The organism is Pseudarcicella hirudinis (assembly GCF_900115665.1).
In the GTDB taxonomy this organism is placed as follows: Bacteria; Bacteroidota; Bacteroidia; order Cytophagales; family Spirosomataceae; genus Pseudarcicella; species Pseudarcicella hirudinis.
Genome location: NZ_FOXH01000001.1, coordinates 678,408 through 699,822 on the forward strand (window position 1 = coordinate 678,408; position 21,415 = coordinate 699,822).

15 protein-coding genes are annotated in these 21,415 nt (G+C 38.8%); 2 read left to right on the forward strand and 13 right to left on the reverse strand.

From position 1 onward, the window contains the following. Window positions 1–76: 76 nt before the first annotated feature. Window positions 77–1,414 (forward strand): tRNA (N(6)-L-threonylcarbamoyladenosine(37)-C(2))-methylthiotransferase MtaB, encoded by a 1,338-nt coding sequence (mtaB, locus tag BM179_RS02870; protein ID WP_092011793.1) that lies wholly within the window; start codon window positions 77–79, stop codon window positions 1,412–1,414. A gap of 626 nt (window positions 1,415–2,040) precedes the next feature. Here mtaB and BM179_RS02875 read toward each other — a convergent pair. The 3 genes from BM179_RS02875 to BM179_RS02890 all read right to left on the reverse strand — a co-directional run bounded on the left by BM179_RS02875 (window position 2,041) and on the right by BM179_RS02890 (window position 5,394). Then, window positions 2,041–3,405: an ammonium transporter gene (locus BM179_RS02875; RefSeq protein ID WP_092011796.1), complete on the reverse strand. Its 1,365-nt coding sequence runs from the start codon at window positions 3,403–3,405 to the stop codon at window positions 2,041–2,043. Window positions 3,406–3,459: 54 nt separating this feature from the next. Next, window positions 3,460–4,599 (reverse strand): porin, encoded by a 1,140-nt coding sequence (locus BM179_RS02880; protein WP_092011799.1) that lies wholly within the window; start codon window positions 4,597–4,599, stop codon window positions 3,460–3,462. A gap of 444 nt (window positions 4,600–5,043) precedes the next feature. After that, entirely contained in the window at window positions 5,044–5,394 is a 351-nt protein-coding gene (locus BM179_RS02890) for a 4Fe-4S dicluster domain-containing protein (protein WP_092011804.1), read from the reverse strand. 234 nt (window positions 5,395–5,628) lie between these two features. Between BM179_RS02890 and BM179_RS02895 the strand changes: the two genes are divergently transcribed. Continuing rightward, window positions 5,629–6,648 (forward strand): acyl-CoA reductase, encoded by a 1,020-nt coding sequence (locus BM179_RS02895; RefSeq protein WP_092011807.1) that lies wholly within the window; start codon window positions 5,629–5,631, stop codon window positions 6,646–6,648. A gap of 63 nt (window positions 6,649–6,711) precedes the next feature. Here the strand turns inward: BM179_RS02895 and BM179_RS02900 are convergent, their stop codons facing one another. From BM179_RS02900 to BM179_RS02950, 10 genes are all read right to left on the reverse strand, one after another. After that, window positions 6,712–7,296, reverse strand: a complete 585-nt coding sequence (locus BM179_RS02900; RefSeq protein ID WP_092011810.1) for a hypothetical protein — start codon at window positions 7,294–7,296, stop codon at window positions 6,712–6,714. Continuing rightward, the gene (locus BM179_RS02905; RefSeq protein WP_218159142.1) at window positions 7,293–8,084 is read right to left on the reverse strand and encodes a glycohydrolase toxin TNT-related protein; all 792 of its coding nucleotides are present in this window, start codon (window positions 8,082–8,084) and stop codon (window positions 7,293–7,295) included. Before BM179_RS02905 ends, BM179_RS02900 begins: the two co-directional genes overlap by 4 nt. A 664-nt stretch (window positions 8,085–8,748) precedes the next feature. Next, window positions 8,749–9,171 carry a VOC family protein gene (locus tag BM179_RS02915; RefSeq protein WP_092011816.1) on the reverse strand — a complete coding sequence of 141 codons (423 nt, stop codon included), beginning with the start codon at window positions 9,169–9,171 and terminating at the stop codon, window positions 8,749–8,751. Window positions 9,172–9,199: 28 nt separating this feature from the next. After that, window positions 9,200–9,619, reverse strand: a complete 420-nt coding sequence (locus BM179_RS02920; protein ID WP_092012038.1) for an SRPBCC family protein — start codon at window positions 9,617–9,619, stop codon at window positions 9,200–9,202. 196 nt (window positions 9,620–9,815) lie between these two features. Continuing rightward, on the reverse strand, window positions 9,816–11,153 hold the full coding sequence (locus tag BM179_RS02925) for an ATP-binding protein (RefSeq protein ID WP_092011820.1): 1,338 nt from the start codon (window positions 11,151–11,153) through the stop codon (window positions 9,816–9,818). 42 nt (window positions 11,154–11,195) lie between these two features. After that, a complete protein-coding gene (locus BM179_RS02930) occupies window positions 11,196–12,023 on the reverse strand; it encodes an eCIS core domain-containing protein (protein ID WP_092011823.1) in 828 nt (275 codons plus the stop codon). Window positions 12,024–12,051: 28 nt separating this feature from the next. Continuing rightward, a complete protein-coding gene (locus tag BM179_RS02935; RefSeq protein ID WP_092011826.1) occupies window positions 12,052–13,020 on the reverse strand; it encodes a tetratricopeptide repeat protein in 969 nt (322 codons plus the stop codon). Between the two features lie 39 nt (window positions 13,021–13,059). Beyond that, on the reverse strand, window positions 13,060–16,470 hold the full coding sequence (locus tag BM179_RS02940) for an eCIS core domain-containing protein (RefSeq protein ID WP_092011829.1): 3,411 nt from the start codon (window positions 16,468–16,470) through the stop codon (window positions 13,060–13,062). A gap of 46 nt (window positions 16,471–16,516) precedes the next feature. Next, window positions 16,517–17,980, reverse strand: coding sequence for a contractile injection system tape measure protein (locus tag BM179_RS02945; RefSeq protein WP_143095133.1), 1,464 nt, complete (start codon window positions 17,978–17,980; stop codon window positions 16,517–16,519). A gap of 4 nt (window positions 17,981–17,984) precedes the next feature. Continuing rightward, complete coding sequence (locus tag BM179_RS02950) at window positions 17,985–21,389, reverse strand: hypothetical protein (protein WP_092011835.1); 3,405 nt, start codon at window positions 21,387–21,389, stop codon at window positions 17,985–17,987. Window positions 21,390–21,415 lie beyond the last annotated feature (26 nt).

Here is a 21,415-nt window from a genome sequence, read left to right on the forward strand (position 1 = left end):
GCCTTATTTTAAGCCCATTGAGCAAGGACAAGGTTCAAATCTTGTTTCTTGCGGCTTATTATTTTAATTTTGCAGAATGAAAAAAGTAGCATTTTATACTTTAGGTTGTAAACTCAATTATTCCGAAACCTCAACCATTTCGAGAATGTTTGAGCAAAAAGGATATGAAAAGGTTGAATTCAACCAAAAGCCGGACATTTTTATCGTAAATACCTGTTCTGTAACGGAAAATGCCGATAAGAAATGTAAGAAAATCGTTAAGGAAGCCAAGAAAATTAATCCCGACGGATATGTAACCATCATTGGTTGTTATGCGCAACTGAAGCCCACGGAAATCTCTGAAATTGAAGGAGTTGATGCGGTATTGGGAGCAGCAGAGAAATTTCAGCTAATTGACCTTCTGGATGGATTCGTGAAACAACCTTCCGGGGAAAAAGCTGTTATTTATAACAAAAATATAGAGGAAGCTGTCGAGTATCATACTTCATTTTCATTAAATGATCGTACCAGAACTTTTCTGAAGGTTCAGGATGGCTGCGATTATCCCTGTGCCTATTGCACTATTCCGTTGGCAAGAGGAGCAAGCCGTTCGGATACTATAGAAAATGTGGTAAAAGCAGCGAGAGAAATTGCTGAGAATGGAGTGAAAGAAATCGTCCTGACTGGTGTAAATATCGGAGATTTCGGGTTAAGGAATGGCAAAAGAGAAGAAACGTTCTTCAATTTGGTAAACGCATTAGATCAGGTTGAAGGGATAGAGCGTATCAGAATCTCTTCTATTGAGCCAAATTTACTGACTGACGAGATTATAGATTTCGTGGCTAAATCTGAAAGATTTGTTCCTCATTTCCATATTCCTCTTCAATCCGGCTCAAATAAGGTTCTCGGATTAATGAAACGCAGATATAAACGTGAACTTTATCAGGAAAGAGTCGCAAAGATTAAATCTGTGATGCCTCATTGCTGTATCGGAGTAGATGTAATTGTAGGTCATCCGGGAGAAACAGATGAAGCATTTCTGGAATCATACAACTTTCTGAATGAACTTGATATAAGTTATCTGCATGTTTTTACTTATTCTGAACGGGAAAATACTGCTGCGCTGGCTATTAAGCCGGTAGTCCCAGCCGGGAAAAGATCTGAAAGATCTAAAATGCTGCATGTTCTTTCCGATAAAAAGAGAAGGTTCTTTTATGAACAGCAACTTAACAAGACTTTTAAGGTCTTATTTGAGGAAGACGTTGAAAATGCTCATCAGAATGGACAAATGTCTGGATTTACTGAAAATTATGTCAGAGTCTCAGCAAAATATGATCCTTTATTGATTAACGAATTAAAGGAAGTAGCTCTGGTTTCAATCAATGCTGACATGATTGTTGAAGTGCAGGAAGCTGAAGTTTTTGAAACGCACTAGAAATCCGGTAGCTTAGAATATAACAAAAAAGGCTGTTCATAGATATGGGCAGCCTTTTCTCATAACAAAACAAAACCACAAGAAACCAAACTTGTGGTATAACAAAGGTAAATAATATTCTGTAAAAAGCTATGCGGGGTTGCAACCAGATAGATACATTGCAACCACATAGGAATATAGGGCACATAGAAGTTTTGTAACTGAGTAGAACATTGCAACCACATAGGAACATAGGGCACATAGAAGTTTTGTGAATGGATCGGAACATTGCAACCACATAGGAATATAGAGCACATAGATGAAGTCTTACCAGATAACCACATTGCAACCACATAGGAATATAGGGCACATAGAAGTTTTGTGAATGGATAACCACATTGTAACCACATAGGCTTATAGGGCACATAGATCAATAGACATATTGCAACCACATAGGAACACAGGACACATAGAAAGAAATATTTAATTCCAGTTATTTAAAGGATTTTTAGTAAGCACAGAAAAAGCCCTCCTGCATAGCGAGAGGGCTTTCCTTCTGAAACAAAACCACAAGAACCATTACTTGTGGCTATGTTTAAATATTTTATCGACAGATCGAAAGAATCTAATCCTTTCTGATTCTATTTCTAAACTTCGATTAGAGATTCGTCATGTTGAGAAACATCCAAACCTAATCTTTCTTCTTCTTCATTTACACGTAACGGAACGATTTTGTCAGTGATAAATAACAGAAGGTAAGAAACACCGAAAGCAAATGCTGAAACGATTGCTAAAGCCAACAAGTGTTTGAAGAATAAAGTTGTCTGACCGTGGATGAACAAACCTTCGTTATCTCCTACTACAGCATTCACTGCTTTAGTAGCAAACAAACCTGTCATCAACATACCCATCATACCACCTACACCATGACAAGGGAATACATCCAGCGTATCATCCAATTTAGAATTAGCTCTCCAGTGTGCTACAATGTTAGAAACAATAGCAGCTACCGCACCAATGAAGATTGAAGCCGTTACAGTTACGAAACCGGAAGCAGGAGTAATAGCAACCAAACCAACTACAGCACCGATACAGAAACCTAAAGCAGATACTTTTTTACCACGACTTACATCAAATAAAATCCAGGCAAGACCGGCAGATGCAGCAGCCACGTGAGTAGTTGCGAAAGCAGAAACCGCTAAAGGACCTGCACTTGTAGACGAACCGGCATTGAAACCAAACCATCCGAACCAAAGTAAACCTGTTCCCAAAAGAACATAAGGAATATTTGCAGGAGGCAATACATTTGCTTCGATATGTGACTTACGACGTTTTAAGTATAACGCACCAGCTAATGCCGCCCAACCAGCACTCATGTGTACAACAGTACCACCGGCAAAGTCAAGAACACCTAATCCGAAAAGGAAGCCGGCAGGATGCCATGTCCAGTGAGCTAACGGAGCATATACGAAAATACAGAAGAATACCATAAATAATACAAAAGCACGGAAGTTAATGCGTTCTGCCAAAGCTCCTGAGATCAACGCCGGAGTAATTACGGCGAATTTCATCTGGAAGAAAGCAAACAAAGCAAAAGGAATTGTGAAAGACAACTTCACACTTGGATCAAGGTTTGAAACCAATTCAAGAGGGTGTTCGAATACACCTTTGAACATGAAGAATGTCATCGGATTTCCTACCCAGCCTCCGATAGAATCACCGAATGCAAGACTGAAACCAAAAACTACCCAGATCACAGAGATTACTCCCATTGCAATAAATGATTGCAACATTGTAGAAATCACGTTTTTATGGTTCACCATACCGCCATAAAAATAGGCAAGACCAGGTGTCATCAATAATACCAGACCAGAGGATACAAGCATCCAGGCAGTATCACCTGAATTTAATCCTTCAGTTGGACTTGCGCCGGGTTGCGGAGCAAAAAGAGCTAAGATTGCGACCGCCAAAAGCGCGATCAATGGAATCCAATTGGGTTTTTGTGCTGTCATGTGTGTTTGTAATTTTAGGGTTTATGGATTTGTTCAGAATTTATAATGTTTGTTTTAGAATTTATAAATCATTGCTAATCCAAGAGTGGTTTGTGATTTTTGGTCTTTACCGTCGCCATCTACGAAAAAGTTCTTGTCATAAGAATCAATTCTTAGCTCCGGCTTAAGGAATAAATGGCTGTCTGCTACTGTGAAAGTCGGAGTAATTGTAATTGAAGTTACACTGACACCAGTTCCATCAGCCAAACGAAGCGCTCTCACACCATCCTTGTTATTAAAAGATTCAACTCTTGCTCCGATTCCGAATATGCTTGAAATAGCGTAGTTCGAATACACTGCAAAGCCGCCCCAGCTTTTACTTGTTACCGGACCTCCACCACCTTGATAATCACCTTTTTGTGTACCTGTTGCTGCATTTAAGCCAACCAGGAATTTATCGGTGATCTGATAAGTAGTTGTTAAATCTAACAATGCGTATGTTCCGTCCGGATCTTTACCTGTTGCAGGGTCGGTATTAGCTTCATTCGAAGTAATTCCGTTCACGTACAAGTTCCAGCCACTGACAGGTTGAACGAAAACCTGAGCAATTAGGCCTTTAGACTTGTTATTATCGTTCAAATTATCTACGTTATTTACAATACCTCCCATGATCGAGAATTTGTCTGAGAATGCGTATTGTGCTTTTACTCCAATGTGATAGAATGGACCGTTGTTAAACAAATTCGAAAGCGAATAGTTGTAATTAACCGGCGCATCAATCACTTCATAACCGATATGTGTACCAAACTGTCCGGCAGTGAATGTTAATTTGTCAGTAGCCTTCCAGTTAAAGTACGCTTGTTTGATTGCTAATGCTGTCGATCCTTTTCCCAAAGGTCCGATTACGTTCCCGTATTGACCTAAATCTGCGTTAGGTCCGAAGGTTAAATCTACCACTACATCGGATTTAGAAGTAGAGTAACCGATTTTTGTTTGCACCAATCCCAATGAGAATTGCCCGGATTTCTGATCAAAGGCGCGTGCTGTACCTGATGCCCCCAAATTGCTTCTGTCAGCAGGATTATTGAAGTTCGCAAAATAGTACGAATCAATGTATCCTGAGAATGTAAATTTACCTTTGTCCTCTTTAGCTTCCTGTGCAAATGCGCCAAAACCTAAAAACAAAGAAAATAGGGTGGTTAAGGTTTTTTTCATAATAATATTTGGTAAAAGAGTTATAAATAAATGCTTGATTACAGTACAAATATTAAACTTCGGAATCATTTATCCAAACATAATATCAAAAAAATTACCTATTTTTTTGATATTATTAGATTTTTACAGAAAATCAATACTTTTTCACACTCAATTTTAACAAAAACATGGTTTTTTCACGAAATCAAGTCAATTTTAAAACCTTCTGCAAAATCAATAAAAAACCAAATATTATTTGTTTCAAATTCTAAGAAAAAATAGGACTTTTTTGTTATTTATAGAAATTTTAAAAGAAAAACACTGTATGCATAATAATTGCACTTTGAGAAGTTTACAGGAAATAATCAGTCTGAGAATGCGGAATGGAAGGTTTCAGTAAATAAAAAAGGCCCTAAGCAAATATGCTTAAGGCCTTTTTCGAAAAATGAGTAATTTATAGTATATCTACGCTTCTGCGTGTAACCATGCTTTTTTAGCCAGTAAAGTTTCTTCATCTTCTTCATTATCCGGATCCGGAACACAACAGTCAACCGGACATACGGCGGCACATTGTGGTTCCTCATGGAATCCCATACATTCTGTACACTTATCAGCTACTATATAATAAAACTCATCCGAAACTGGGGTCATAGGATCTTTTCCTCCAATGACCGAACCATCTTCTAACTCAACGTCCACTAACTCGGTACCACCTGACCATGTCCATTCAATACCACCTTCATAGATAGCAGTATTCGGGCATTCAGGTTCGCACGCACCGCAGTTAATGCACTCCTCGGTTATCATGATTGCCATAATTATACTAAATTTTAGTTATCTAAATACTTTAAATCTCAATCATCGAACTAGTATCTTCATTTCCTTATATCAGATTCCGGAAAGGTAACAGCATCCGGAAAGAAATGGTTGTTTTACTAATTACAGTGCAAAGGTAATAAGTAAACTCTGAATAGTATATAAAGTTTGAAGAGTATTGCAAAAAATTTATTTGAAAGTTATTGCTTAAATTTGCAGATAAAATAAGAAAACATGAGTTTAAACAATAGAATAGATAGTTTCATTCAACTGGGAAAGTTTCTGAGAAACCCTGAAAATCAGGAAGAAATAGAGACCTGGGCAGATAATGCCGTACATACAAACAATTGGTTTACTCCTGAAAATACCAGACAATCACTGAAGGCTCTTGCCGAAATTTATCTCGACGAAAAGCATCTTAATACCTGGGCCGGCTTATATGAAATACCTGACAGGCAGATGCAGGTCAAAAGTATAGGTGTAATTATGGCTGGTAATATTCCTGCTGTAGGTTTTCACGATCTTCTTACCATTGTCATTTCCGGCCATGCCTGCGTAGCCAAAGTTAGCTCTCAGGATAATGTGCTGATGACCGCATTAATCAATAAGTTATTAGAAATCAACCCTTCTCTTGATATCCGGATTTCCGAACAAATGAAGGAAATTGATGCCCTTATTGCAACAGGTTCGGATAATACTTCTCGTTATTTTGAATATTATTTCAGAAATAAACCACATATTATCCGTAAAAACAGAAGTTCCGTGGCTATTTTGAATGGACAGGAAAATACAGAAGAACTAAATAGTCTGGGGAAAGACATCACCGCTTATTATGGGTTGGGTTGCAGAAACATTTCCAAAATGTATGTTCCGAAAGGCTATAAATTCGATCATTTTTACCAAAGTATCGAATCTCTTTCCGAAGTCATACAACACAACAAGTTTCAGAACAATTACGACTATAACCGTTCCATATACCTCGTCAACGGAGTTCCTCACTTCGATAATGGTTTTTTGATGATAACGGAAAATGAGGCGCTGGTATCTCCTATCTCAGTACTTTTCTATGAGACTTATGAGAATGCAGAGGAACTGAATACCAAAATCGATGAAAATCTGGAGAAAATCCAGTGCATGGTTTCTCAAAATGCCTGGTTTAAAAACAGCCTGCCGTTTGGACAAAGCCAGTCGCCCAAACTCTGGGATTATGCAGATGGTGTTGATACGATGCAGTTTCTGCTGGAATTAAAATAAGAAAAATTCAGCCAAAAGAAGAAAGACTTCAAAATACAATCTTCCTTCTTTTGGCTGAATTTTCTAGTCCGTTCCATTTTCTCTAATCAATTCCATGATTTTTTTATTCCCTTTGGTTTTAACAAAGACAATTTCATCAATAAATATAGTTCCGGGCATTCCTTCTGGTTTTCCGGCATCAGGAGCATAAGGATATCCCTGCCTGAATCGTACCAGATATTCTGCCTTACAATTCGGACATGAATAGAACAAAGGAGTTATCGAAGAGGTAACAGGATAATCCTCCTCAAAGATGCTATCGCTGATAACGTAATACTTTTCTTCGAACTTTTTTAATTCAGTTGCTTCAAAGATTTTAACAAAATCCTTCAGAAAGTCCTTTTTGTAATATTTACTGCATAAATACTTCAGCGTATCAAAGGATTTGGGCAAAAGCCTTCCGTCTGAATCAGCTTCTTCTCCAAAAAGTACCTGCTTACTGCATTTCTCACAGGTATGTCCTACCTGCCAGCTGCTGTTATATTTAAACTGAAAAGGTAGTTCTGCCTTAAAATTACCACTTTCAGGCTGCTCTTTCAGGTCTTTCAGAAGCGGGTCTCCATAAACAGAATAACCCGCCTCTTTAACTTTTGTTATTTTTTCGATCATTTGATAACAGTATTAATCAAATCAGGATACTTGCCGCTTGGCGAGTTTTTTATTGTAATTTTAATAAAACCTTCTTCTGCCAGTTGATTCCAGGTTTTAGGGTAACCTGTTTTAGGATCAACCGGAATTTTCCACATAGTCTGTTTGCCATTACCTGCCTGTCCGAACCAGGGAATAATGCCGGCGGTCTGGCCTGTAAACGGGAGGTCCTGTAAAACTTCAATCTCATAATAAAAATCATAAGTATTTTCAGGCTTATTCAATGCTCTTTCACCAAAACTGTAACTTGCACCGTCAAAGATAGGACTTGTAAAATTACCTCCCAAAACCGGTGCTCCCTGACCATTCCAGTTTGGCGTCGGCCCGCTATAACGATCATACTTCTCTCCCGCTTTAATCGTTATATTGTCCTGAATATTATATCCTCCATTTGCGGGAGGCCATCCGCCATTCAGGTTATTTGCTTTAAATAAACTTTCAAGTTCCGCCCATTTTCCCTGTTTATACAGATCAAAGGCCTGATTATGTATTTCCTGGCTTACAGTATTGTTTTTATCATAAGTTGCGGTAAACTCATCTGTATCCTTAAAGAATACATCAGAACTTACATTCTCTACCGTATCGGCCTTTATAAATTCAACATTCAGACTTTTATCCTGTCCTTTGACGGAGTAAGAATTGCTAGATTTAAAAACATCCCTGGTATCAGGTGAAGTGAAATTTTGGTGTGCGAGAACCGATACTGCATAAAACATTGTCAGTATCAGAGATGCTGTCAGCTTTTTCATGAATTGTTTGATGGTTTAGTTACTGAATTAATAGTGTGTTATCAGAATTGAGATCGGATTAGACAATCTCAGCATGAGAATTTTGCTGAATGACAAGGCAAATTGTCTTTCAGGTTTGGCGGGTAGCTGTTTTTTCCATGTTTTGGGGTGTTAAGTTATAGCTTGTATTGAGAGAAATTCTTTAACAACTGATCTGCAAGCATCAGGCAATAAAAACCAATCCTGTCCTTGCAGAGGCAGGTTATGACAGTATTGTTTCACTGAATATTGCTATTATTTAAAGCTGGGGAGGGTTTTCTATAGTTTTAGGCTGTTCAAAGCTAATAGCAGAAATAGCCTAAATCCAATTTATTTCTTCGAATGGCGCATTATTTGATTTCAACGCCCGTTTCTGATACTTGAGTAAATGAGTCTTCAGCTCAAAAATCAGAGAAAATACAATAAATGCTGAAAATATCTGATGAGTGAAACTTTTCAATGAAGGATCTATCCAATTATTCTTATGCGTAAAATTGACGGCATAAATGATACGTAATTCCTGCCGGATAAAATTAGTATTGTATGATAATTCTATAAAAATGAGGTACAATTGCTCAGGTTAAAAGGAGTTTACACCCTCGTCCTGATTCAATTGTACCTCAAATAAGTGCTGCAATGTTATTTATCAGGCTTCCATTAGTTTTGCAATATCAAATTTCCGCATCTGCATAAAGGCCTGAATAACCCGGCCGGACCTTTCCGGATCGCTCATTAGTTCAGGAAGAATTGTCGGTACAATCTGCCACGACAAACCAAACTTGTCTTTAAGCCAGCCGCACATACTTTCTTCTCCTCCTTCAGTAAGTTTATTCCAATAATAGTCTATTTCCTCCTGATTTTCACAATCAACTACGAATGATACGGCTTCATTAAACTGAAAATGGGGCCCGCCGTTCAATCCCATAAATTTTCTCCCGTTTAACTCGAATATCACCACCATCGGTGACTCTGAATTGATTTGAGAATTCGGGAAAACAGAGCAGTAAAAATCAGCAGCAGCCTTAGCTTGTCCGTCAAACCACAGGCAGGTATAGATTGGATTTTTCATTTCATTGATGTTTTAGTAACATTTATTACTACTGTTCGGTATATTTCCTGAAATTATCCAGAATAGCCTGCCATCCCCCTTTTTGCATTTCATGCGGGTTAGTATCTTCAGGATCAAATGTTTCGGTCACATTGGTTTCATTTCCTTCAGCAGCAAAAGATATACTTACTTTTCTACCATCAGCAATCAGATATTCAATAAGTTTATCCTCTTCAACATTGATGTAAACACCTTCAAAATCAAAACTCATACTCCCATCTTTTGCAGCCATTGTGGTTTTGAATTTGCCACCAACCCTTACATCATTCTCAGCATAAGGAGCATGCCAGTCATCCGAAGCCTGACACCATTTGGTAATGTGTTCAGGTTTTGTCCAAAATTCCCATACTTTTTTTACCGGGGCTTTAACAGTTGCTTCTACTGTAATTGCTTGATTTGAGGGTTCCATTTTGTTTATTTTAAGTTTAGCAAAATAAGGTTTAATTGAATCACGCTGCAAAGCATGATTTCAGGAATTAAAATTAGTAAAAATGACGAATCAAAAACAAGTATTTTCCATCAAGTTTAAAAATTAAAATCAGGCAGTTACCTTTCTGCCTGATTTTTAAAAATACATTAAAACATCATCATATCGAAAAACTTCCTCAGATCATTTTACCTTCTTTTAAATATTCCTTCTTTATATTTTCAATCAGTAATTCATTGGAAAGCATTACTGTATTCCTGCTCAATAATTCCAGACATACTTTATGTACTACATTGACAATATTGGCTCCTGTAAGTTCATAATTAAGAGATATTTCTTCCAGGTCAAGATCGGGCTCAAATTTAACCTGTGCCGGAAATGTCCTTTTCCAGATTTGTACTCTTTCTTCAGGAGTTGGTTTTGGAAAATAAATAATGGTATGAATTCTGCGGGTAAAAGCTTCATCAATATTGCTTTTGAGATTACTCGCCAAGATTACCAGACCCGTATATTGTTCAATTTTCTGTAACAAATAAGCTACTTCCTGATTGGCGTATTTGTCATGGGCATCTTTTACATTGGTCCGCTTTCCGAAAATCGCATCTGCTTCATCGAAAAATAAGATCCAGTCTTTGTTTTGGCCTTTATCGAAGATTTTTGAAAGATTCTTCTCTGTTTCACCGACATATTTTGACACAATTTTGGATAAATCAACCCTGTAAACCTCCCGTTGCGTATATTTTCCGATAAGCATGGCAGTCATGGTTTTACCCGTGCCCGGAGGGCCGTGAAACAATGCCCGATAACCTGGCTTCAGTTTATTTTTCATTCCCCAGTCATTCAGTAAAGTTTGATTATGCCTCAGCCAGATTTCAATTTCCCTGATCTGATTAACTGTATGAGGATTCAATACCAGATCGTCCCAGGATTGCTCTGTCGCAAGAAATTCTGCACCAAATTCCAGAGAAAATTTAGGCCGGCTGATTTTTCCAGTCAACAGATATTCACTGGCTTCCTCATTGAGAACCAGTCTGCCACTGCATCTCGGTTCAGTTTCCGGAACTGGTTCGAGACTGAGAATATTATTTTTAACCAACCATGAGTCTGACGAAAGCAATTGAGCCATGCGGGAACGTTTTTCCAGGTCTTTACCCGATAAAACAAAAAGAGCCGTTTCACCGGTTGGAATAATCCCCCGATGATGATTCCCTTTTATCCCGCCAAATTCCGGTAATTCACCACCTTCCTGCAAAAAATCGGCAATAATTTCCGTGAAAAAATCCGGTAATAAATGCGGTATTAAAGCCAGCAGAACAATAATAAACTCTTCATCCTCGGGTAGGTGGTTTTTGAAAACGTATTGAAACCTCGGAGATCGCTTCAAGGCGCCGATTGTAGCTTTTTCGTACAAAAACGGAACCTTTTCACCTTGCAGGTAATCCCGGAGACGATTTCCGATAAGTTCTTTCAAAAACGAACTGGCCGAGTCAAGATAATATACTTTAATAGTGTTCATAGCCGTAACAAAATCTATATTCCCTTCCGGAAATCTGTTTCTTTATACCTGTTTTTGCTGAACAACATGAGTGAGTTCATGTGCCAAAAGCTTTTTCCCTTCCGTTGATTCAGGTGCATATTGCCCGCTTGCAAAATAAATATCACTTCCATGAGTGAAAGCCGCTGCGCCAAGCTCTTCTGCCATCAATGCTGCATCATGATCGGTATGTATTCTCACATGACTAAAATCCGCACCAAATTTTCCTTCCATTTCTTTCTTAATATCATCTGAAAGTAAAAAACCGGAACCTTTAGTGGCCAAGAGTTTTTCTTCCAGATTTTTCGGCAATTCTTTACTGGAATTGTCGGCCTCTTTTTTCCGGATTTTCATATAAGAAACCTGCTTTCTCCGTAATTTATTCATTACTTTTTCTTCTTCAGCCTTAGGCTGCTGAGCCTTTTTCTGCACATTCTTTTCCTCTTCTTTTTTGGGGGAATCTTCCTTTTTATTTACTTTCTTCTCTTCCTCTTTCTTTGAATCCTCTTTTTTCTGCACATTCTTCTCCTCTTCTTTTTTGGGAGAATCTTCTTTTTTATTTACTTTCTTCTCTTCCTCTTTCTTTGAATCCTCCTTTTTCTGTACATTCTTCTCTTCTTCTTTTTTAGGAGATTCTTCCTTTTTATTTACTTTCTTTTCTTCTTCTTTCTTTGAATCCTCCTTTTTCTGCATCTTTTTCTCCTCCTCTTTCGTGTTGTTTGCAGCTTTATCCTCTTGTTTTCTAATATTTTTTCCAAAAAAAGGCTGATTTGCTGATTGTTGTTTAGAGCTTTCAAGCAAAGATTTAGATTCTTTCTGAGGCGGAACACCTCTGCTTAACATGACTTTCATGGCCTTTGGTTATTTGAGATTTGCTGATTCAATTTTCAAAATACTGATTTAAGTATTCAAAGGCTTTCCTTTGATAAGAATGTTCCGTTTTACTTAAATCTTCAAGAATCCTGTGGGCATTTACAAAATCCTTTTTCAAATGCAGAATGACACCTTCGTAGTAAACTGCCTTAGGTAATGCTTCGATACATAAAACCTCCCTGATATATTTATGAGCTAAATCTGTGTTTCCCAGACTTAAATGAATAACTGCCAAATCAGTTTTTGCTTCTAAATCATCCGGATAAAGCATAAGAATCCTTTCATATTCTTTCAATCCTTTTTCTCCTTCATTCATAGAAAAATAGCAGTTGGCCAGATTTTGCCTTGCTTTTTTATTTTCTGGTTCTATGGCTAAAGCTCTTTTCAGGAAATTCTGAGCTACATTAAAATCTTTTTTGATGAAAGAGGTTATTCCTATGCCAATTAATGCTTCAGTTTCTTCGGGATCTGACAAGAAAATCTCGTAGAAAGCTTCAGTGGATTTATCAATCATTCCCAGGGATAAAAGCAATGAGGCATATGTGGTTTTCAGATCTGTGTTACCTGGATTCAATTCGATACTTCTTTCGAGTGCCACTACGGCTTCCTCATATTTTTGCAATTTCAGGTATAATCTGGCCAGACCCTCAAAGACAAAAGCGCTGTCAGGATTCAGGCTAAGTGATTTTTCCAGATGATACTGACTGGATTTCAGGTCATTTTCAGACAAATACAGGTTACCGATATTCAGATGAGTGGAGTCACTTTCTGAATTGATAGCCAGGGATTGCAGAAAAAGTTTTTTTGCTTCATCAGGTTTACCCTGACGAACTAACAAAAATCCGAGGTTATTCATTGCTGAGCTATTTTCAGTATCTTCCTCTATGGCTTTTCTGTAAGCTATTTCAGCATTTTCAAGGTTTCCTTCTAAAAAGGATTTTACGCCCTGGTTATTAAAAGTATCTAAAACCTCCATTTCTTATAATTTTTGATTCAGGTTTCCGGTAAAATCTATTTAATCAAACAGTTCGTGTTTGAAATTATCGATCACTGATGAAAGATCAAGGTCGGGTTTAATAACCTTTAAATCTTCCATAGAAATATTAAAATCCTTTCCTTCTTTGTAATCAATCGGGAATAATAAGCCAAATTTCATACCTGAGCCAAATTGTCTCTGACCAAGTGTTTTCGTCCATTCTTTTGTATAAAACGGAATATGAGCCTGTAAGAATAATTTAACATCAAAATTGAGCGCAGGTTCAACATAAACCTCTCCCTGTGCATGCAATGATATACCATCCTGCGGAGTCCAGCCTACATCAAGAGAGGCTTCGGCGGCTCCTTTGATACCTATTCCGGCACCAACTTCTATTCCTCCGGAAACACTTGCTACTGCCGCACTTAATCCTATACCTGCACGTCCGTAAACACGCAGCATTGCCTCTGCCGGTACTACAAACTTTCCCTTTCCACTCAGAGAGATGCTATCTTCCTGGCCGGGTTTATAATTAATTGTAGCACTCAGCTGTTCAAGTTTACCGGGGCCGATACTCGCATTGAAATCTATACCTCCTCCGATAGTTGCGACCAGACCCAAACTAACCGGACCAAGCGGAATAGCTAAAAGAGGTATTTCAAGTGTCGGAAATTTCAGCAGAGGCTGATTGATTGTTTTAGCTTTAAAAACCTCAAGGGCATTCGGAATACCAATAGTTCCGCTTACCTCCATCTCTCCGGCTTTGGTCAGTGTTACTTTGGCAGAGGCCTGAAGCCAGGGAGTAAGTTTAAGTGTCAGTTCCCCGTTTCCGTAAACTACCCATTTATCACCGGGCTCTCCGGCAGGGTTCCCGTTTTCATCAGTTGGTCGGTTCGTTGCACCGACTTTAATGCTGCCTTTCGCAATCCCTTTTTCATATTGCAGCGTACTTTCAACCGTAATTGCCCCGTTAACATATTCAACTGCAAGTGTTGTTTCCTTAAAACCCGGCAGATCTATCTCGGCTGACCCTCCGGCTGATACCTCGTACTCATCACCCTTTTTTACAACTTTTGCATTGACTTTACCGCCTTTTATACGAGGGATGTCGTTACTTAAGGTAAATTCGCCCCCCACTTCCAATACCTCTTTGTTGTATTTAAGACTCATGGTGCCTTTTTCAAGGCCTTTTACATCAAGGTCTGCACTTCCGGCAGCCGTAAGAGTTTCATTTTCAAATTTTACATTTGCATCAGCCTTCTTGATGCCTTTTATTTTGTCTTTGCCAATTGCCAGCTCTCCCTCTGCCTTAAATTTATCATTTTCGTAACCGATGCTGATTTTTGCTTTGGTAAAAAGCTTGGTATCAAATTCAAAAGAACCTTTTATGCCCGCTTCCGACTTTGTATTAATAAATCCTTCCACACTTCCCTTTCCGACTTTTTCAATCTCAAAATCAACTCCGCCCTGTATTTCAAGTCCTTTTGTTCCTAATCTTACTGCGAGGCTGCAATCAGTAATTGAAAATGGTTTGGGAATTTTTATTTGCTCTATGTTAAATACCTTTTCTAAATAAATATCTTCTCCGGACATTACGATGTCGATATTCGCATCTTTTAAAAACGGTACGGAAGGAAGCACTTTCCCTCTGGCAACCAGGCCTTTTTCTTCCTCAAACTGAGCCTCATCCAGTGCAATCGGGCTCAAACCTGCCAGTTCCAGCTCATCTTTGAACTGGTTTCGCAGCTGACTTTGGTCAATAAAACCCGTATTTGGCAAAGTGCCTACAGGCTTTACAGGAAATGTAAATTCAAAATCATGAACAAAACGAATCTTTTTACCATCATTTTTAAATATTTTCCCTGTTACAGAACTACCGCCGCCAATTATATTCTCTGCGTCTCGGTTGACATTGATTTTCAGGGCTCTGACATTTACGCCCCAGCCTAAATCAATATCTTTCTGACCGCCCCTTTCATAATCTATCTTATTAACGGTTCCTCCGTCACTTCTTGAAAAAAGCAGGATTTGCTTGTCATTATCAAATCCCATTTTCTTGATTTCACTTTTAGAAAGCGGTGTCAGTCCTCCTAAGGGTTTTCCTTGTCGTATTTCTGTTTCTGTGTATTTCTTTTCATCCTTAAATCCGACATTCAAACCTCCTTCTACTGCTAAAAACCTGATGTCATACCTCGGGCTGTTTTTAATGGTTTTGGCATCAGGAGTTCCTGCCTGCCAGAATCCGCCGTCATCATGGGCCTCATCCATCAATTCCTGAATCTTCAGGTATTTTTCCGTCTTGATTTTATCTCCCGAGGCCACATTCACTTTTGCTTCCAAAAGCCAGAGATTTTTAGGATCATCATCACTACCGCCTAATTGATATTCCTGTTTATGGTCAACATGAAAAGATTGTCGCTTACCGTTTAAGTCCCAAAACGGACGAAGCATCGTTTGCTTAATCTGGTCAGCATCACCTATGACATAACTGGTTTCTCCGCCTCCATCCTTAAGTTTGAAGGCATAGGAGGATTTTCCGCTGATAATTGGCTGAGGAGCTTCCCCGATTTTATCTTTTACATGTTTTTTAATACTGTCGGAAGACGCAAATTGTCCCTCCCAAATAGCAATCTGCTGGTTTGCCCTCTCTTCTTTTGGGAGTGTAAAAGGAGTTTTTGTAAACGGTACTTTAAAGTCTGGAAGACGCATAGAGGCAACTTTCAGTTTAAAGGTATTTCCATTTCTCTCAACTTCACCTTTCCCGGTTTTGCTTTTATAAGTACTGCTTCCGGAAGTATCATCTCCCTTTTGTATTTTCTTTTTCTTTACACCACTTCCTCCCTGCTGAACCGTATGCGTTAATTCATGAGCCAGGAGTTTTTTACCTTCATTCGAATTCGGGTTAAATTTATTCCGGTTGAAATAAATATCGTTTCCATGAGCAAACGCCTGCGCACCCAGATCCTGGTTCATTTTTTCCGCTCTGGAATCTGTATGGACTCTTACGCCGGAAAAGTCTGCCCCAAAACCACTCTCCATTTCATCCTTTACTTTACCAGGCATCGGGCTTCCACTCCCATGGCTTTCGGAAATACCCTTTTCTACACTTGCCGGAGCGGTCTGAGCTGAATGCCCCTCTTCTTTTTTCTGAACTTTTGTTTCTTCATCGTCCTGTTTTCGCCGGACGATCGGTGAAATGGACTCGGCTATCGGTTTGCTTTGAATCTTTTCACCATCAGATTTTTCTTTGGTTTCAGAACCTGTCTGTGCTACCACTTTTTCAGCTACAGCATCAGCTTCCTGCTCAAAGGCATCCCCGGCTTCACCGACTTCAATTTTGGCTTGTACACCAGTTTGGCCAAAAAAGCTATTCTCTCCTCTTTTTGAGAAAAAAGGATGCTGACTTCGCTGAATCTGCGGATTTTTAGCTTTTTCGCCCGGACTTTTCAAGTTCAGTTTCTTTTAAGTTTCAGGAATCGTAATGTGATTAATCAACTTATTCCACAAAAATCATTTCTTTCATATAGGGTAAAGAAACGACTGAATAACCCCAGGGGAGTTCTTCCAAAAGCATATCATAAGGAGCCTGTTCTATTTGCAAAAGCCAGCCATCCGGCTGTCTGCTTAATTTCCCGTTTCTCCTCAAAAAACTCAATTGCAAACCTTCCCGACTGGTATTTTTCATAACAGTCCAGTAACGAATCACAGCATCCAGCAGATTTTCACCATGCTGCTGTTGCTCAGGGGTTATTCCGAATGCTTTCTTTACCGGAAAATCAAGCGGTAACCCACACAATATTTTATTCAAAACAAGTTCATTTTCAGATGTTTCCAATTGGGAAGTAACCAGATACTGGAGTAAATGAACCGCCTCATTAACCTTCAGAATCTTTTCATCATCTGCCACTTCACAAGCTTTAAGATATTCTTTCAGAAATGGATAAAGAATTACTAATCCGGCATTTTCAATGTAAATTTCCTTGCTCTGGCTGGTTTTCCGAGATTCAATTTCCTCTGATTTCCCAACTTTATAATCGCCTGCTTTCTCCTCAAAGCCTAATGCTGCCTTTTTGTATTTCTCCGTGTTCAAGCCCTCGGTTTTCTCAGCAAAATTCTCTTTAAAGTCTTGCGCTAATACCTCTAAAAAAGTAGTACTCTCTGTTTGGGAAAGAAGTCGTTTTTTTAATATACTTTCAGAAAAAATACCATACAAATCACTCACTATTAATGATTTATCTAATAAAACACTTTCTATAATCTGATTCAACACTTCTGTTTTAATGTCAAAAACAGTACTTTTCTTTAAAACTTGTCCGAGACTCTCCTCAAAAATTGCGACAGCTTTTTGAAGAGCCTCAATTTTAACTCCGGCATTTTCTATCAAATCATTTATAACTTTCCAAAGAAAATCAACGGAAAACTGATTAATAATCCGGGTCATCGGAATGGGCTTTATCAGTACTTTTTTCAAAAGCATTATCTGCTGCTTTCTCTCAGAAAGATCAGGACTTAAAACCTCTGCCCAATGATTTTCGACTTCACTTAAAAACCCTGAACTTGTCCACCAGCCAACAGTACCATTTTCTAAAAAGAAGAGAAAACTTCCAAATTTTGAAAAGTCAGCCGATCCATTTTGAGGAAAGCTCTTTTGCAAAAATGTTTTCTGTGAAGGGTTCTTCCGCTTATTTTGAATGGAATACTCCTTTTTTAAAAATGCTGACAGCTGACTTTCAACCATTTTCAGGAGTTTTTCTTCGAAATCATCACCATCAATTATCCCTAAATCCAGGTAAATGCGATCCATTGACATCTGAGTTTCAGGACTGATTTCATCGAATAATCTGCTCATTTGGCTGGCAAGGGAATCATTACAGATAGCCACGATTTTCTCCTGCCAGTTTAATACATCAGCTCCGTCAGGCAGTTCCATTTCAATGATTTGCTTTTGAATCTGATGCATATTTTTATTGATTTCCCAATTCAAGAACTTTTTCCAGCATTTTCATGCATCCGTTAATAATCACAAACACCTTCACGGATACCGTATTTTCATTCGGGCTAAAAGTTATCCTTGGTTTACGGGCCGTTGAAGAGGATGGATTCACACCATTTTTAGCCTCAAAAAGCCAATAGTATTTTGCACCCGGAGTATTAGGATCAACTTCAAAATCATAGACAGGTTGTGCACGATTCGGTTTCGAAATCTTAATGTTATTAATCTTAACATCCTGATTGCACAGCGGTTTGGCCTCAGCATTTTTACTGCATTGATCCGACAATGAACAATTGAATTTAGGCACAAGCTGGCTGCCATTTTCATCATTTATTACCAGGCCTTGCGGTGAATAAGTATAAGTAATGACCGATTCTTTGATTTTGAAACTAATTCTGATGCTGAAATCATTGCACTGATAGTTAGCAATGCTGATAATACCAGCTTTTTCACCCGAATCTTCGATCATCGTTACAAGTCCGATCTGCCCAATCCGTGCTCCGATGACATTATTGATTTCCTTGACTATTAATGTTCTGAAAACAGGATATGAGGTTGGATTGAGTTTAAAATCAGTCTCCAGCCCCGCATTCAACGGAAGGTTGAAACTGACCATTTTCAGGTCTAAATTCTGTCCGTCAAATACAAATTCCTCCAAAGTAGCGCTGATTAATATCTCCTGCTGAGGAATTGGTATAAACGGATACTGGCAAGTCAGAAGTTTACCGTTGCAGGGAAACTGACAGCAGTTCTGTGCCGGAATCGTTAAGGTATTTGAGTTTATTCCAAGAGAATCTTTCACCTGAACTACTCCTGTAACACCACTATTGAAACTAACCTTAAAGGGTGATGTTTTAGGTGTGCCATTGTATGAAAAAGGTGCGGTACCTCCGGTAATAGTAACATCTGCACTGTATGACAGGAAATCCTGAGCACAAACAGGCGGTGTTGCTGAAATTACCAGTGGCTGAGCCGGAATCTGACAGGTATGTACCGGAATGGTCACAGTTACTTTCTGGCCGTCATCATCCGTTATTTCCACACTTCCTCCTTGTCCGCTTTTTGTTACAATAGATACTACATTTCCCGGAATAGGGGCTCCACTTGCTTTATAGGGAGCTTTACCTCCCATGATTACAATCTGAACAGAGAAGTTTGCCCCTTGCGGATCACATACAGGTTCCCCAACCAATACCGCAGAAAGCGGAGGTACATCTGTTTTCTCTATCACTACCTGCGACGGAGAACAATCAGAGCAACACAGGTATGGCAGGTAAAAATCTGCAAAAACTGTATTTTTAGTGGAAGGGTTATCATCGTAAACCAGAATAAATGTTCCGCCTAAAGGTACTCCTGCTTTATGCTGTAAACCGGGATTTGCATTGGCATAATTTTTCAGTAAAAGTTTCTCTTTTATGAGAGCCAAGCGTTTCTTATACTCTTGATATATAGCTCTGAACGGACCTTTCCGGCAACTCTGAATCACAGAATCAAGATGGTCGATAAGGTCTTCGATCTCAAAATCATCTTTCACATTCCGGTCGTTATGAGCAATTTCAAGATCATTTTCCAGCAATTTCCTTATTGCTCTTGCTTCCAGCTCAATTGCTTCGTAAGCTGTAATAAATTCAATCCATTTTTTCACAAATTCAGGTAAATCATTCACCATGAATTTCTTGGCTTTTACTAACTGCTTTTCAAATTGTCTGATTCTGTTTTTACGGACAGGCAAAATATCAATGACCGGAAGCACATCATCCAGATATTCTATAGCCATGCCGATACAACATTCCCATTCACGGCGGGCTACGTCATAATTTATTTCGAGGTCCTGAAAATTACAATCGTAATTCAGAATCCCGTCGGAATTTTTAGTAAACTCTCCCGTGCGAATCGCCAGTACATCAAAAGGTAAGCGGTTATTGTCTCTCAGATTGGTAATTTCAAGCAAAGCATCCTTATAGTTTTTACCGACATGGCCTTCAATTCTGAGAAAATTATATGGTTCCAAATCGTACAACAAGGGATTAACCACAAAGTCCGGTTTAGGGTCAGGGTAATCAACTGCATGGTATGAAAGGTTCTGTCTGGATTTATTCCGGGAAGTTTTTTTATAATTCCAAAGGCTAAAAAGAGGCTCTGTTCCTCCCGTCACATCATAATAATAAGGAATTGCCTTTTTTGAAAGTAAGAAATCTCCCAGTTTTGAGGGAGTAATTCTAACATTTTTAGGCGGAACAGGAACTGCAAATGAAAGCAATTTCATTGCTTTTTTAAACAATGAAATGATTCTGGCTTTAATAAGATTTTTATTACCCAATATTGGCGAAGGAATAAAATAATGCCGGAAATCACTGGTTACCAGTTTCGTATTCTCAGTTGCCAGTCCAAGGAAAAGATGCCTCGGAAAAAGTCTTTCATCCGGACAACAAACTGCCAGTACGCCACCTGTTTCCTGTTGCAACTCTTCATAAACTTCTATCAGATCAGCAATAAAATCATAATAATACTGATATTCATATGGATTAGGCAGCTGTATTTTATTATCAATTGCAAAAGGCGGATTCCAGCCGGTCAATGTATTCGGAATCCCCGTAAGCAGTAAATTGAAAGTATTAAAAGCTGTAATCCAGTTTTGTTTAACAGTAGTTTCCACAAAACCCCGGGTAAGAACATTCCGATAAGCATCAACAACATTCTGGACTGTAATAAGGTCTGTTTTGGGCACATTTACCCTTTTAATCTTCATATCCGGCAACAAAAACGAAGCATCCGGCACATTAACCGTACCGCCATCAAAGGCCTTAACTTCATTAAGCAGCGTTATTGCGTCAGCTTTGCGCATCAGCAAAGGGCGAAAGGTTATTTTAACATTTGCCCCTTTGTCATCGCAGGAATTTGGTGAACAATTATGATTATCACTGTATAATAGTTCTACAAAAATCAAGACTACTTTTCTGTCATTTTCATTGCCGCTGCCACTCAGAAAAGCAGCATCAAGAGCAACTGAACCTGCCGGTGTCCCCTCTGTCAGCTCCCACATCGGAAAACGATTTGTTTTGGCCGGTTTGTTGTAAAAAGGCAGGTATTCTATTTCAGGCGGAACAGTATAATCCTTTCGGTTCTGATAGGTCTTTTCAGGAACTTCTACCAGATATCCTGCGGAAGTAACACCGACCCCTTTTGTAATTTTAAGCTGGGTAGCTCCCACAGGCACTACATCCATTCCGCACATTACACCGATGCCAATGAGGTTTGTACGAGTCAGGCGGTTTTGCTCATCCAAATATTCAAACATATCATTGAGATGCTTGCTTTGAAGCACCTGGTTCGCAATGAATTTAGGGTAATCGAGGTTATCGTCCGCTGGAAACATGGCTATTTGAATTAGTTTCGAGTTTC

Excerpts from the sequence above, each read along its gene's own strand:
- BM179_RS02950 (WP_092011835.1), bottom strand. The coding sequence starts at position 21,389 with ATGTTTCCAGCGGACGATAACCTCGATTACCCTAAATTCATTGCGAAC.
- BM179_RS02915 (WP_092011816.1), bottom strand. The coding sequence starts at position 9,171 with ATGAAAAATCCAATCTATACCTGCCTGTGGTTTGACGGACAAGCTAAG.
- BM179_RS02920 (WP_092012038.1), bottom strand. The coding sequence starts at position 9,619 with ATGGAACCCTCAAATCAAGCAATTACAGTAGAAGCAACTGTTAAAGCC.
- BM179_RS02895 (WP_092011807.1), top strand. The coding sequence starts at position 5,629 with ATGAGTTTAAACAATAGAATAGATAGTTTCATTCAACTGGGAAAGTTT.
- BM179_RS02930 (WP_092011823.1), bottom strand. The coding sequence starts at position 12,023 with ATGAAAGTCATGTTAAGCAGAGGTGTTCCGCCTCAGAAAGAATCTAAA.
- BM179_RS02880 (WP_092011799.1), bottom strand. The coding sequence starts at position 4,599 with ATGAAAAAAACCTTAACCACCCTATTTTCTTTGTTTTTAGGTTTTGGC.
- BM179_RS02890 (WP_092011804.1), bottom strand. The coding sequence starts at position 5,394 with ATGGCAATCATGATAACCGAGGAGTGCATTAACTGCGGTGCGTGCGAA.
- mtaB (WP_092011793.1), top strand. The coding sequence starts at position 77 with ATGAAAAAAGTAGCATTTTATACTTTAGGTTGTAAACTCAATTATTCC.
- BM179_RS02900 (WP_092011810.1), bottom strand. The coding sequence starts at position 7,296 with ATGATCGAAAAAATAACAAAAGTTAAAGAGGCGGGTTATTCTGTTTAT.
- BM179_RS02935 (WP_092011826.1), bottom strand. The coding sequence starts at position 13,020 with ATGGAGGTTTTAGATACTTTTAATAACCAGGGCGTAAAATCCTTTTTA.
- BM179_RS02905 (WP_218159142.1), bottom strand. The coding sequence starts at position 8,084 with ATGAAAAAGCTGACAGCATCTCTGATACTGACAATGTTTTATGCAGTA.
- BM179_RS02925 (WP_092011820.1), bottom strand. The coding sequence starts at position 11,153 with ATGAACACTATTAAAGTATATTATCTTGACTCGGCCAGTTCGTTTTTG.
- BM179_RS02945 (WP_143095133.1), bottom strand. The coding sequence starts at position 17,980 with ATGCATCAGATTCAAAAGCAAATCATTGAAATGGAACTGCCTGACGGA.
- BM179_RS02875 (WP_092011796.1), bottom strand. The coding sequence starts at position 3,405 with ATGACAGCACAAAAACCCAATTGGATTCCATTGATCGCGCTTTTGGCG.